This window comes from Tissierella pigra (assembly GCF_018917845.1).
Taxonomy (GTDB): domain Bacteria; phylum Bacillota; class Clostridia; order Tissierellales; family Tissierellaceae; genus Tissierella; species Tissierella pigra.
This window is the reverse complement of the sequence record NZ_JAHLPJ010000001.1, coordinates 2,345,645-2,359,469: the sequence shown is the minus strand read 5'-3', so window position 1 is coordinate 2,359,469 and position 13,825 is coordinate 2,345,645. Positions and strand designations below refer to the sequence as shown.

At 28.5% G+C, this 13,825-nt stretch carries 14 protein-coding genes; 9 read left to right on the top strand and 5 right to left on the bottom strand.

What is annotated here, in order from left to right; genetic code table 11:
* Window positions 1-12: 12 nt before the first annotated feature.
* From KQI41_RS11520 to KQI41_RS11485, 8 genes are read left to right on the top strand one after another with little or no spacing between them, the layout of a single operon-like run.
* Window positions 13-396: a GntR family transcriptional regulator gene (locus tag KQI41_RS11520; RefSeq protein ID WP_154442601.1), complete on the top strand. Its 384-nt coding sequence runs from the start codon at window positions 13-15 to the stop codon at window positions 394-396.
* Between the two features lies 1 nt (window position 397).
* Window positions 398-1,291 carry an ABC transporter ATP-binding protein gene (locus KQI41_RS11515; RefSeq protein WP_154442603.1) on the top strand — a complete coding sequence of 298 codons (894 nt, stop codon included), beginning with the start codon at window positions 398-400 and terminating at the stop codon, window positions 1,289-1,291.
* The gene (locus tag KQI41_RS11510) at window positions 1,284-2,360 is read left to right on the top strand and encodes a hypothetical protein (RefSeq protein WP_154442605.1); all 1,077 of its coding nucleotides are present in this window, start codon (window positions 1,284-1,286) and stop codon (window positions 2,358-2,360) included. Before KQI41_RS11515 ends, KQI41_RS11510 begins: the two co-directional genes overlap by 8 nt.
* A gap of 10 nt (window positions 2,361-2,370) precedes the next feature.
* Window positions 2,371-3,366 carry a membrane lipoprotein lipid attachment site-containing protein gene (locus KQI41_RS11505; protein WP_154442607.1) on the top strand — a complete coding sequence of 332 codons (996 nt, stop codon included), beginning with the start codon at window positions 2,371-2,373 and terminating at the stop codon, window positions 3,364-3,366.
* Between the two features lie 57 nt (window positions 3,367-3,423).
* A complete protein-coding gene (locus KQI41_RS11500; RefSeq protein ID WP_154442609.1) occupies window positions 3,424-4,119 on the top strand; it encodes a response regulator transcription factor in 696 nt (231 codons plus the stop codon).
* Window positions 4,103-5,290 (top strand): sensor histidine kinase, encoded by a 1,188-nt coding sequence (locus KQI41_RS11495; RefSeq protein WP_154442611.1) that lies wholly within the window; start codon window positions 4,103-4,105, stop codon window positions 5,288-5,290. Before KQI41_RS11500 ends, KQI41_RS11495 begins: the two co-directional genes overlap by 17 nt.
* Before the next feature lie 57 nt (window positions 5,291-5,347).
* Window positions 5,348-6,028, top strand: coding sequence for an ABC transporter ATP-binding protein (locus KQI41_RS11490; protein ID WP_154442613.1), 681 nt, complete (start codon window positions 5,348-5,350; stop codon window positions 6,026-6,028).
* On the top strand, window positions 6,025-8,673 hold the full coding sequence (locus tag KQI41_RS11485; protein ID WP_154442615.1) for an ABC transporter permease: 2,649 nt from the start codon (window positions 6,025-6,027) through the stop codon (window positions 8,671-8,673). Before KQI41_RS11490 ends, KQI41_RS11485 begins: the two co-directional genes overlap by 4 nt.
* Before the next feature lie 21 nt (window positions 8,674-8,694).
* Here KQI41_RS11485 and KQI41_RS11480 read toward each other — a convergent pair whose 3' ends face one another.
* The 3 genes from KQI41_RS11480 to KQI41_RS11470 form a co-directional block, all read right to left on the bottom strand.
* The gene (locus tag KQI41_RS11480; RefSeq protein WP_154442617.1) at window positions 8,695-9,171 is read right to left on the bottom strand and encodes a QueT transporter family protein; all 477 of its coding nucleotides are present in this window, start codon (window positions 9,169-9,171) and stop codon (window positions 8,695-8,697) included.
* Window positions 9,161-9,874, bottom strand: a complete 714-nt coding sequence (locus KQI41_RS11475; RefSeq protein ID WP_229768631.1) for a radical SAM protein — start codon at window positions 9,872-9,874, stop codon at window positions 9,161-9,163. The genes KQI41_RS11480 and KQI41_RS11475 overlap by 11 nt, the downstream gene beginning before the upstream one ends.
* A gap of 266 nt (window positions 9,875-10,140) precedes the next feature.
* Entirely contained in the window at window positions 10,141-11,079 is a 939-nt protein-coding gene (locus KQI41_RS11470) for a DDE-type integrase/transposase/recombinase (protein ID WP_216584757.1), read from the bottom strand.
* Between the two features lie 251 nt (window positions 11,080-11,330).
* On the opposite strand from KQI41_RS11470, the gene KQI41_RS19300 reads away from it, so the two are divergent.
* Window positions 11,331-12,095 carry a M15 family metallopeptidase gene (locus tag KQI41_RS19300; protein WP_216585335.1) on the top strand — a complete coding sequence of 255 codons (765 nt, stop codon included), beginning with the start codon at window positions 11,331-11,333 and terminating at the stop codon, window positions 12,093-12,095.
* 85 nt (window positions 12,096-12,180) lie between these two features.
* Here KQI41_RS19300 and KQI41_RS11460 read toward each other — a convergent pair whose 3' ends face one another.
* Entirely contained in the window at window positions 12,181-12,438 is a 258-nt protein-coding gene (locus KQI41_RS11460) for a GNAT family N-acetyltransferase (RefSeq protein WP_154441170.1), read from the bottom strand.
* Between the two features lie 49 nt (window positions 12,439-12,487).
* Complete coding sequence (locus KQI41_RS11455) at window positions 12,488-13,714, bottom strand: aminotransferase class III-fold pyridoxal phosphate-dependent enzyme (RefSeq protein ID WP_216585334.1); 1,227 nt, start codon at window positions 13,712-13,714, stop codon at window positions 12,488-12,490.
* Between the last annotated feature and the right edge of the window lie 111 nt (window positions 13,715-13,825).

The following is a 13,825-nucleotide window of genomic DNA, read 5'->3' as shown; positions in this document are numbered from 1 at the left end:
AGGAGGAAATCTATGTTTAATATAAATATTACTAGTGATAAACCAATTTACGAACAGATTATAGATAATATAAAAGAATTATCCTTAAAGAATATATTAAAACCTGATGATAAACTACCTTCAGTTCGGCAAATGGCTAGTATGCTTTCTGTTAATCCTAATACAGTCAGTAAAGCATATCAAGAGTTAGAAAGACAAAAAATTATCCATACAGTAAGGGGAAAGGGAACTTTTATAAGTATACCTGCTGATTATCCTATAGATAGTGATCGGATAATCAAATCATTAGAAAGTCTTAGAACTATATGTATAGAGTTAGGACATTTGGGATTTCATAAGGAAAAGATATTTAAGGAAATAGAAAAGATATATTGTGATATTGAAAAGGAGGGTTAAAATGATAGAAGTATTGGATGTGAGAAAAGACTTTGGAGATTTTACAGCTTTAGATGATATAAATATAAGGATAAAAAAAGGAACTATTCATGGAATAATAGGAGAAAATGGTGCTGGTAAAACTACTCTTTTACAAATTTTAGCTGGTATATATGATACTAAAGAAGGAAAAGTCCTTGTGGAAGGGGAAGAAGTTTATGATAATAATAAGGTAAAACATAAAATAGGATATGTAGGAGATAGAAATCAATATTTTAAGGATTATAAGATAAGGGAAATAGTAGAATTTTATTCTGGTATTTATGAGAATTTTTCTAAGACAGATTTTCAGATATATAATAAGATATTTAGATTAAATTTGGATAAAAAAATAAAGCAACTATCTAAAGGTATGCAAATGAGACTATCTCTTATGCTAAACCTTTCAATTAGACCAGAAATATTAATTTTAGATGAGCCAACATCAGGTCTGGATGCAATTGTAAAAAAGGATTTACTGGATATACTTATAGACCAAGTTCATGAAAGAGAATTAACTATAGTAATAAGTTCCCATCATATTAGCGAATTAGAAAAAATCTGTGATGAAATTACAATACTTAATAAAGGGAAAATCAAATATCAATCTAATATAGATGAGATAAAAGAAAACGTGAAAAAGTTACAAGTAGTATTTGAAGGGGATGTGGAAAAAGAAATACATCAGTTAGAAAATATTATAGATATTGAGAAGATTGGTAGTGTATATTATTTGGTTACTGATAATTATGGTGAGGTTTTAATAGCTGATTTAAAAGAAATAGGGGCACAGCTTATTGAGAACATAGGAATTACTTTGGAAGAAGTATTTGTATATACTAGTAAAATTAAGGAGGGGAGTGGAATAGATGAATAAATCCATATTAAAACATGAAACCAGATCTATGAAATGGATATTATTATTATCTATTTTAGTCAGTTTATTTTTAATTATAATGTTTAGTATAATTTTAAACGAAATGTATGGAAGAATGTTTGTAAAAGGATTGGAGGGAAATACTTCCATAGTTCAAAATGCATTTAGAGATATATCTCCTATGATTTTAATATTATTTACAATAGTTTCTGTAATACAGGTATTTATTCAATTTAGAACAGAAAAGGATGAAGAAATAAAAAGATTTTTAGAATCTTTACCAATAAGTAAGGGAGAGTTTTTTAAGGTTAAATTATCTACTGGAATAATTAATATAACTTTGGCTTTTATGATTTTAACTATTGGAATAATAATTGTAAGAATGAACAATATGTTTTGGATAAAAGATGTCTATGGTATAAGTATTATATCGGAGCCATTTATAAAGGCTGATGGTGTAGCAAGTTTGTTAAAAGAAATAGGGATTATATATTTAATAATTCTTAGTTTTTATACATTTTTGTTTATGGTTCAATATACTTTTACAAATTTAGTAGGAGGTATAGTTACAGGAATACTAGTATGGTTAGCTCCAGGGTTTATTTTGTATACATCAACTTATATATTAAATGAGTTCATAAGAATATCAGCTCTCTACGATTTAACGAATTTTTCTCGATGGCTAATACCTTGGTTATATGCTTTTGAACGTAATACTATATGGATTTATGATGGTAATGGAATGGTTTTTGCCAATATTAAGATTATAGAAAACCTAGAGATTAAATATATAATATCTTTGGCTTTAATTATTATAAATATAATAATAGGAAATAAATTTAATAAAGATTCAAAAGTTGAAAATGAAAATATGATAATACCATTTAAAGTCATTAGAGAAATATTTAAAATAGGAGTAACTATTTGTAGCGGTCTATTGGTCTCTATTATATTAAATGAAATAATAAGGATAGAAATAAACAATAGTATATATATCCTATTTATATTATTAGGAGGAGCCATAGGATATTTCATAAGCAAAAAGATAACTAAAGTAGGTATTAGATAGGAGGGATATTATGAGAAAGGTTATATTTATATTGGGAGCTTTATTGATATTAACAGGTTGTTCTAGTACTATGAATATAGAAGAACAGACCGTATTAGTAGAAGAACTAGGTTATATAAAGTATAATAAGAAAAATGAAATACATTTAGAATATGCTTTGGAAGACCAAATGTATATAAACGATGATATGAAAAAGGTTATTATGGATATAAGCAGTTTAAAAGAAAAATATAAAGATGGTATTGATGAAAGAAATTCTATTTCACCATATTTGGAAGTATATAAAACTAGCGTTTCTAAATTTAAAAATGTTGTATTTAATAATAATGATAAACTCCTAGATGAATATTTTGCTGATATAGTTGAAATTTTAGATAAGAGTATAGCTGAAGGTTTAAAGGATTATGTTTCAGATATGAAATATAAAAAATTACAGCCTGATGAAATTATTTCAGAGAAAATAGGAAGAACTCTGGTATATACTGAAAATAGAAGTAGAGGTGCTGGCAACTCTATAGCTATTAAGGTTAACTTTTTAGATATAAAGAATGACTATCATAGGGAACTTTGTAATGAAATTTTTCATGATAAATATTTTTTAGATAATGCTATAATGGGAGAAGAATTTAGTCTAATAGAATTTGTAGACTCTGAGGGCTATTATCATTATTCTCAACCAGATAGTACAAGAACAAGATATAGTATGTTTTTAAAGGATAAAGAGATGGAGAAGATAAATATACTTATACGAGGAGAGCGTGAAGCAGATTTGGAATCTGATGATATTTATGTTTTTACTAACCTAATTAATACTTTAGAATTAAGGGAAGATGAAAAAGAATTATTGTTAAATGAGTATAAAAATATATTTAATAAAAAGCTAAATAAGAAGAAAATTACCCTTGATAATTATAAAGTATTTATAAACTTCACTAAAGGAAATCTATATGGAGAAGGAAGTGAGAATCTTATATATTTTTCAATTGAAAAATATAATCTCTATTAATTGTAGTATAATTATAATAAAGTATTCAAGGGAATTATACTAACAGAGGTGAAGAAATTGAAAAATATCTTATTAATTGAAGATGATGAAAATATATCTTTTGGTATAAAGAGATATTTAGATAAACGAGATTTCAATGTAGAAATAGGAAGTGATATAGCTACAGGAAAAGAAAAGTTTAAAGCGGACTATGACTTGATTGTATTAGACATGAACTTGCCAGATGGAAGCGGATATGATTTTCTTGAGTTTATAAAATCAAAATCCCATATCCCTGTTATTTTTCTTACTGTAAAAAATGAAGATGAGGAAATAGTCAAAGGCTTAGGATTGGGAGCAGATGACTATATTACCAAACCCTTTAAATTATCTGTATTGGAGGCAAGGATAAATACAGTTTTGAGACGTGTGAAAAGAGATATATCTTTAGATGATGTAATATTTTCAAATGATATAAAGCTAATTAAATCTCAAACAAAGGTATTAAAAGAGGATAAAGAAATATTTTTAACCAGTAGAGAGTATAGATTGCTGGAAATGTTTATGGAGAATAAAGACCAAACTTTAACGAGAAGATTTATTTTAGAAAGGCTTTGGGATATAGATGGAGATTTTATTAATGACAACACCCTTACTGTGGCAATCAAAAGGCTAAGAGAAAAGATTGAATATAATCCAAATAATCCAAAGATATTAAAAACCATTAGGGGAATAGGATATAGAATGGAGAATAATAATGGCAAGATTAAATAAATCTCCATGGTATAAAGCATTATTGTTGGTTATGGTATTGCTATTATCATTTTTCTTTTCTATTTTTTTATATAATTATTACGAAAATATATTGTTTGATAAATTGTCTACTGTAGTTGGAGTAATATCAGAAGATTCTAAGGAATTGGAGATACTTGCCATGAATCAACTAAAATCAAATTTTGACAAATACTCTATTATTGGTAAAGACACATTAGATAAATATGGATATAGTCATGGAAAATTTATATTTATAAAAGATAAAAAAAATATATTTTTGTTAAGTATTATGTTTTCATTTTGTATTACTATTTTATGTGGAATATGTATGGAGACTTTAAGTAGAAATAAAAGAAGGAATGTCAATGAGTTAAAGGAATATCTGGAGAATATTAACAAAGGCAACTATTCCCTAAATATTAATGTGGATAAAGACTTTGCTATTGTTTCAGATGAATTATATAAGACTGTTGTAACCTTAAGAGAATTAAAAGAAAAAGCTGTTAAAGATAAAATGAGCTTAAAGGATAATATAGCAGATATATCCCACCAGTTAAAGACACCGATTACTTCTATTAATATTATGTCTCAACTAATGGAGGACAGCTGCTCTAAAGATGAAGAGCAAGAGTATATACATAGATTAAATAAACAAATACAAAGACTAGAGTTATTAACTAGTTCTTTATTAACCATGTCAAAGTTAGATGCTGATACTATAAAATTTACAAAAGAAATGGTAAAGTTAAAGGATATTATAGACTTAGGAATTGAGCCTATAGTGTCATTGATTGAAAAAAAGAATATAACAATAAACATATTAGACGATAACTCAAGTATAGAAGGAGATATATATTGGTTAAGTGAAGCATTTTTAAACATTATAAAAAATTCTGTGGAGCATATGGAGGACAATGGAAATATAGACGTTTTGATTAGTTCTAATCCCATATTTAAACAGATAATAATAGAGGATAGTGGCGTAGGATTTCTTAAAGAAGATATTCCATATATATTTAATAGATTTTATAAGGGGAAAAATGCGAAGAAAGATAGTATTGGTATAGGTCTTGCCATGTCAAAATTAATACTTACAAAGCATAATGGAGAAATCTCTGTGGAAAATAAAAAGGATGGGGGAGCTAGATTTAGGATTAAATTCTATTCTTAAAATGTCACTTAAATGTCACTTTAGGATTATAGAATTATAACCATGGGAGGGATAAATATGGAAATATTGAGAACAGAAAATCTAATTAAATCCTATGGTAAAGGTGAATCGAAGGTAATAGCCCTTAATGGAGTAAATCTTTCAGTGGAAAAGGGACAATTCCTATCTATTGTTGGTTCCAGTGGATCAGGTAAGTCGACACTACTACACATATTAGGTGGTGTTGATAAACCCACAGAGGGGAAAGTGTTTATTGAAGACAAGGAAATATCTACTTTGAAAGAAAATGAATTAGCTCTTTTTAGAAGAAGAAAAGTAGGGTTAATCTATCAATTCTATAATTTGATTCCAACAATTGATGTGAAGAAGAATATATTGCTTCCACTACTTTTAGATGGTAGAACTGTGGATATGGAGTATTTTAATGAAATAGTTCGTATTCTCGGTTTGGAAAATAGACTTAATCATTATCCAGGTCAACTTTCAGGAGGACAGCAACAAAGAGTGGCAATCGGCAGATCCTTAATCTATAGACCAGCAATTGTATTGGCAGATGAGCCTACAGGAAATCTAGATAGAAATAATTCAAATGAGATAATAGAATTATTAAAATTAACAAATAAGAAGTATAAGCAAACCATAATTTTAGTAACTCATGATGAAAAAATGGCATTGGAAACAGATAGGATTATTACGTTGGAAGATGGAAATATAATATCAGATGGGGTGATGCAATGAAAATCCTCACTGAATATACTTTGAATTATTTAAATAAAAATAAGAAGAATACCATATCTATAATTATTGTTATATCCATAGCTGTTATATTGTTAAGTACTATGGTACTAATCATGTATATGAATTGGAATTATGAAGTTGATAAAGCAATATACAATAATGGAAACTATCATGGAACATTTAAATCCTATATCAACAAAGCTCAGATTCCATATTTGGAAGAGAATCAGAAGGTAGATAAGGTCTATTTAAAATCAGAATACTATACAGGAAAAATAGATATGGAAAAGCCCTATATAAATATTTCATATATGGATAAAGGGTATTGGGATAATATGAAAGATAAGAATTTAATATTAGAAGGAAGAATTCCCAATAATCAAAATGAAATTGTAGTAATGGGAAATCTGATTAAAGAAAATCCATCCTATAAAATAGGAAGCAAGATAAAAATAAATCATGGGCATAGAGAAAAAGATGGTAAAGATATAGATGTATTTGACTTTCTGTATGAAGATGAAAATTTTGTAAGTGAGGATATAAGAGAATATACTATAGTTGGCATTGTTTCAGGACAAAGCTTGTCCTATGAGCCTTATTATAAAGGGTTAGGTTTTTTAGATAGGAAATTTATGAATGAAAATATTAAACTAAATGTATTTCTAAGGATGAAAAACCCGAGGTCAGTATATAAAGACTTACCACAAATAGGAAAGATATTGGGATTTGAGTTAGGGGAAGAAGTAGGGAATGAATATTCCTATAGTTCAAGATATAATTCACGATACTTATTGCTTCAAGGAATATATCCTCCTTCAATTAAGATATGGGAGGAAAAATCAAATGCTATATTTGTATCCTCTGTTTTTATATTCCTAATAATATTTATGTTTTCTATAATAATTTATAATGTATTTGCCATATGGTCTAATAATAGATTGAGGCAATTAGGTATACTTAAAAGCATAGGTGCAACTCCTAAGCAAATAAAGAGAACGGTAAAAGTTGAGGCAATATATTTATCTATAATACCAATTATATTGGGAGTAGGGCTAGGGCATTTATTTTGCTATTTATTTATAGAAAAGGTAAAAAGTATTGCGAATTCTAATATGGATGGAAGTATTTTTAATATGACATTTAAAACATCTCCTATAATTATTTTTATTATTTTAATTCTATCATTTCTAATGATTTTGCTGTCAATTAGTAGAACTGCTAAGAAACTAAGTAAAATATCTCCAATTGAGGCTATAAAATATAATGGAGTTAACTATGATAGTTTTAAAGCTACTAAAGGACATAATAAAGACTATAATCCTGCAAAGATAATCCAAAGTCTTTCTAAAGATTCATTAAAGGCTAATAAAAAAGGCTTTAGGACTACTATAATAGCTATAGGAATTGGCTTTACTATATTATTTACATTTCTAGTTGTAATGTCAGGTGTAAATGCAGATGAAATATTAAATAGCTTGAAAACTTATTATAATATAAGTATACATCTAAATAGCAACGAAATAATTGATGAAAATCTATTTAATGAAATAAGTGAGATATCTGAAATTAAGGAAAACATCATGTATAAACGTTCACATCTGTTATTTAAGATTGAATCTGAAAGTGAATCTAATAATTTTAGGGAAATGGGAGGGTTTAAGGATATTGATAGTAGGAAATTTAGTGTACGATATGTGGATGATTATTATGAGGTTGCAGGTGAGATAATTGGTATGGATCATGATAATTTCAACTTATATGCTAAGTCACTAGGTCAAGATCCAGAAAAATATTATGACATGGAAAATCCTAAGGCTATTTTCCTAAATTTAGTAAGAGAAGATATGAATACACCTATATCTAGGACAAATTATATTCCGTATTTAAATGATAATATCACTTCTTTATCATTTGGAGAATATGGTGATAATGGGTACAATTATGATATAGATATTTCGTATAAAACTTCTGAAAAACCTTGGAAAGATTTTTATATAGTAAATTATAATATTGCATTAATAGTACCTAAAGAAGTATTAAATTCAATGATGGGAGAGTTTAATCTACCAGGGCATTATAGTCACACGGAGTATGTTAATTTACTAGTAGATAACGAAGATATTGAACAGGTAAAAGATGAAATAAAGGATATAGCTAAATACTATATACCAGAGAGTGATTACTATCTTTCGGATGAAATTTCTTATGCCATAGAAGTAGAAAACTCAAGAAAAGTAATGTATTTAACAGCTTTTTCATTTGTACTATTTATGGGGATAATTGGAGTATCCAATTCATATTCAAGTATAAATAATAATTTAAGAAATAGAAGCCGTGAGTTTGCAATGTTAAAATCTATGGGTATGACAAAAGATGGATTAAAGAAAATGCTTAAGACGGAAGGAATATATTATAGCATATACCCTTTTATATACTCTATTCCTCTATGTATAATTATTTTGCTTGGAATTGTTAAGACCAATCGATTATTTGGTATCAAAGATTTTCTAGTATATTTAGATTATAAAATTATGGTTGTATATATTATAATAATAGTAATGAGTATTTACTCTGCATATTATTTTGGAATTAAAAGAATTGAAAAGGATAATATAGTAGATATACTAAAGGATGAAAGCATTTAGTATTATAATATAATCCAGCCTCTACATATGTAGAGGCTGGATTAGTCTTTCTATATATTGATTTTTCATTATATATTTAATTACTGGTATACCTATTATAGTGACTACAACAAATTCTGAAATCATAATTTGACCTGTTACTAGAAAAAAGTTTACAGGTTCAGTTGATAAAAACATTATTTCTAGTCCTATGATGAAGCTAAAAAGTGAAGGATATATACTTGCTAAGTAAATATTTTTAGTTTTACTCATGGATTTTAAAGCTAAAAAACTTGCAAGACTTCCACATATAACATCGACTACACCAAAAGGACTAGCCAAATTTGCCAAAGCACATCCTATGGTTAGGGGTATTACATAAAAGGGATCAAAATATGCAAGAAGTGTCATTATTTCAGATAACCTAAATTGTAAAGGACCATAGGCAGGTAAAGTCAAAGTTAAAATGGCATATAGTGCAGCAACTACAGCACCTCTTGTAATCATTTTAGTATTCATCTTTTTCACCTACTCCAAAGTCTGTATTATTCCAAAGAATTTCAATATTATCCATATCCTTTAAATAGGAATACTCTTTTTTAAACCAAGATATAAGCTCAAGATCAGCTTTTACGGGTGTGGAATTTTCCATATAGATATTTATACATCCTCTTTTAAAATATTTTAGAAGTAAATCAATATCTTGAGATACCATTCCCTTTGTTTGACCTTTTATTCCAACAAGAAGACAAATACTGTCAAAGTGGGCAGCCACTTCTTGTGGACTATTAAAGTTCACACCTTTTTTAAGATAATTATTTCTGAATTCATTATGGAAAGTTTCGATTCCACTTTTAAATTTCACATCTATGTCTGGGAAAAAATCTCTTATCTCTTGAAGCCTATTTTTATACATATAGTGGCTTTCAAAATAAAGTTCCTTTATATCCTTTCCATATACTATGTCTTTTATATCCTGTAAGCATTCCTTAGGTAATTCAAATACACTTGCTGAATTTATTACCTCTAGTTTTTTAAAATTTCCAGTTATATCTTTGAGAATCTCTTTATTAAACTGTATTATGCTTGTGTCATCTTTGCAATTATCATGGATATAATCACAAAAAAAACATCGCGCCCATGTACATGGGCGCGATTTTAAAAGTACGATTTCTCTAGGATTTTTTTCTAAAATCCTACTGTATCTTATGATTTTTATCACTCCCTTGATTTTTTTAAAGTGGGTTCCAAGGAAACACTCTCACAATATAAATAGACCATGATAGTCTATCATTTTTTAATCCAAATTACAAGAGGAAAATAGGTTTTTATATTAACAGTTTTCTAGAGAAGTCAAACATATGTGACACAGACCTCTGAAAAATTTTCTCTGAATAATGCTGTGGTTTTCTTAAATTGCTAGTAATTATTTTGTCAAGGAGGAAAGCGATAGCGATCCTTGATTAAATAATTATTAGTAATACCATCTTAAGCAGCATTTTTAGAGAAGTACTCCTCAACTATTTCATTTGGCGTCTTAAAGTTAAGAATTTTCCTTGCTATGTTATTGTATTTGTTACTATATCTTCTAAATGACTTCTCCATTTCTTTATAGCTACTAAACCGTCTTCTGCTGTAGAATAATTCATTATCTATCCTATGACTACGCTCTACTATACCATTTTGCCATGGTGAATATGGACGAATACGTTTGTGTTTTATATCTAGCTTTTCTAAATACTTTTCAAATCTAGTTTTCTTATTTGTAATATCTTGATCATTAACAAATTCGATTCCATTATCAGTTTGAACCAATTCAACTTTAAATCCTAATTTATCTTCTAATCGTGTTAAAAAGTTAGATGTACTATATGTGCTAAGTTCATTAACTAATTCTAAATATCTCTTTCTTGAATATTCATCAATAGCTGTTATTTGGTAGTATCTACTATGATTACTTGCAAAACCAATACATTCATTTGGAACATATTTTACATCTATTTGCACTCTTTCTCCAGGATAAGTAGTAGCATCTTTACGATAATTAGATTTAGGATAACTAGCTCTTTTCTTGGCTACGTTTAATTTCATTTTTCTTAGCTGTCTACACATAGAGTCATAAGTTCTTTTATACCCTGCATCCCTTAACTTCCGATACACTTGTGCATATCCTTCATGCTGATGGTATCTATGTTTATGCTTTATTAAGTCCAACTCTTCTTGAGTATGTTGGTTAGGATGAAATTGTGGTCTTCTGCTTTTATTTGCCAAAGATCTTACATCTCCATCATATCTTTTTCTCCAACGTTGGACTTGCTGACGGCTAGTGTGGTATCTTCTAGCTGCTTTAGCATTATTATCATGTTTAATTGCATATTTAACTACCCTTTGACGAAATCTCATCTCTTCTGTTATAATTGTTTTCATAAGGAAAGATCCCTCCGATTTTTGTTTGTTATGGTAAACAACATTATATCAGAGGTCTTTCCTTTTTTCATATTTACTTGTCACAAATGTATTGTCTCATATCAAAAATAGGTTTTTATATTAACAGTTGTGACAAATGGAAATAAAAGTCATAACATTTGGATATATTCATAGATTTGTTAGTAGAACTAGCTTCTTACTTTATTAAATTTATTAATATAGTATTTTATTTTATGAACGGGGGAATGATTGTGAAATTTAAAAAGTGCATGGCAGTTATAATCGTATTTATGATTTTTATAGGATATAAGATATATGCTTTAAAAACAAACAATGTAATACATAAGGGATATGATTATTCAGTAACAACCTTCATCAAAGACGATGAAAACAATCTAAGTATAGAAAAAGGCAAAACTGATGATATAGAGGAACCAGAAACTATATTTACTTTTAATCCGTTGTCAGAAGAAATAAAGGATAAGATTTTAGGAATATCATTTAAAGAAAATAACAATATAAAAATAGAAGATTTAGCTTATATTCAAGTAACTTATTGGGGATTTGATGATAAAGAACATGTAGGAGAACTTATTGTAAATAAAGTAGTATCAGAGGATGTTATTGAGATTTTTAAAGAATTATATGAGGCTAAATTTCCTATTGAAAAAATAAGATTAATTGATGATTATAATGCAAATGATGAATTATCCATGTTAGACAATAATACTTCAGCATTTTGCTATAGAGAAATTGTAGGCAGTAAAAAAATATCCAACCATGGTTATGGAGTGGCCATAGATATTAACCCAGTACAGAATCCTTATGTTAAAAACAACATAGTATCACCTGAAAGTAGTAGAGAATATCTAGACAGAGAAAATATTAGAAAAGGTATGATAGTTAAAGGAGACAACTGCTATAATGCCTTTATAAGTAGAGGATGGGAATGGGGTGGAGAATGGAAGTCATTAAAGGATTATCAACATTTTGAATTTAAAATACCTAATAATTAGGGATTTAGTATACCTTTTATTTGGTTGGCAATAAGATAAAAATAATCCATAGATTTTGCAAAATCTATGGATTATTTTTATATCTCTAACCATTGTTACGATGATTTATATCAATGATTATGTCACAAATCCAATAAACTGTAGAGAAATCTGTAACGACTCTACCAAATCCAACTAATTTTTCATTCTGGTATACCCCATAACAGATGGAGTTTTCAACTGATTTGAATATTGTTTTTTCAGCTCTTTCATTAGCCCAATAAGATTGTCTGAGTAATGAATTTACTGCTTCAATATTTAATTTTGATTTATCAGTAGAGATATAATACTCAAGGTTGTTCATTTTACTACCTCCATAACTTTAAATAATAATTTATACAATCCCATATAAGTTATTTAGATATTATAACTGAATTAGATTCTAGAATGATTTCAAGAGAATTACATAGGCTATCGATTTCTTCACTTTTAATTATTAAAGGAGCATAGAAATGCAGATAATTATGAGCCTCTGAATATCCAATGAAAAAACCTCTTTTAAGGAGATGCTTAAATACTTCTAATGCCTTATGTTTTCTATTAAGAACTGCAACGTTCATCATTCCTCTTCCGCGTACTTCTGTTATTCCACCTGTACGTTCTCCTATTTCAGCTAGTTTGTAACGAAAATATTCGCCTATTTTATTTCCATATTCAATGAGGTTTTCATTTAACATGACTTCAACTACTTTTCTTGCTACAATACAACCTAGAGGATCGTCTGTATGGGATTGGACGTATCTAAAATCCATTGACTCTACTATCTTTGCCAATTCTGAACGAACTAGCACGCCGCTTATGGGATAGCCGTTTCCAAGACCTTTACCTAGTGCAATAAAATCAGGGGAGCTTGATTCACTGTCAAAGACCCTATAGTGTTGGAATCCAAACCATTTACCAGTTCTGCCGAAGCCTGTTGTAACTTCATTGGCTATAACAAAACCTCCTGCATCTCTAATATTTTCAACTAAAAATGTAATTAGCTTATCGGGTGGACACAGAACAAGACCTCCTGAATTTCCAGGTTCGAAAACAAATGCTGCCATATGTGAGAAATCTATATGATTATGTTTGCCACATTCTCCACAGTTAGAATCTTTTGTACAGTTAAGGCACTCATATACATCTAGATCCATCCATTGATTAGGATTTCTAGGCATCCTTAGTTCTGTTGATGTACCAAGATAAGAAATTGATAAGGAGAGCTTCTTTAGTCTACCAGTAACAAGTTCAGCTAGTAAGACAGCTAGAGAAACAGCTTCACTTCCTGATGACATAAAGGTACCTTTATAATTTCCTTTAAGTTTAGATGCTGCAGTAAGTTCTTTTACTAAGGCACCTGGGTGTTCTGTATCAAAATATTGATGAGTATGAAATAAATGTCCTGCATTTTCAACTATAGTATCTACCACTTCTTTCTTGCTATGACCTAGGACAGCAGCCCAACATCCTGATTCAAAGTCAATCAATTCTCCATATTCCTTAGTTTTGATTCGGGTACCTAAAGTTCCCATGACTGTTAGAGAAACATTTGGACTTACAAACATTTTCATGCACTTATCTTTGTATAGTTCATCCACCTTTATTACCTCCAATATATTGAATTATTGTAAATTAAGTATATAATGAAAAATATAGTAGTTCAATTATGCAAAATCTATTCTGTACTATTACAGAATATGGGATGGAGG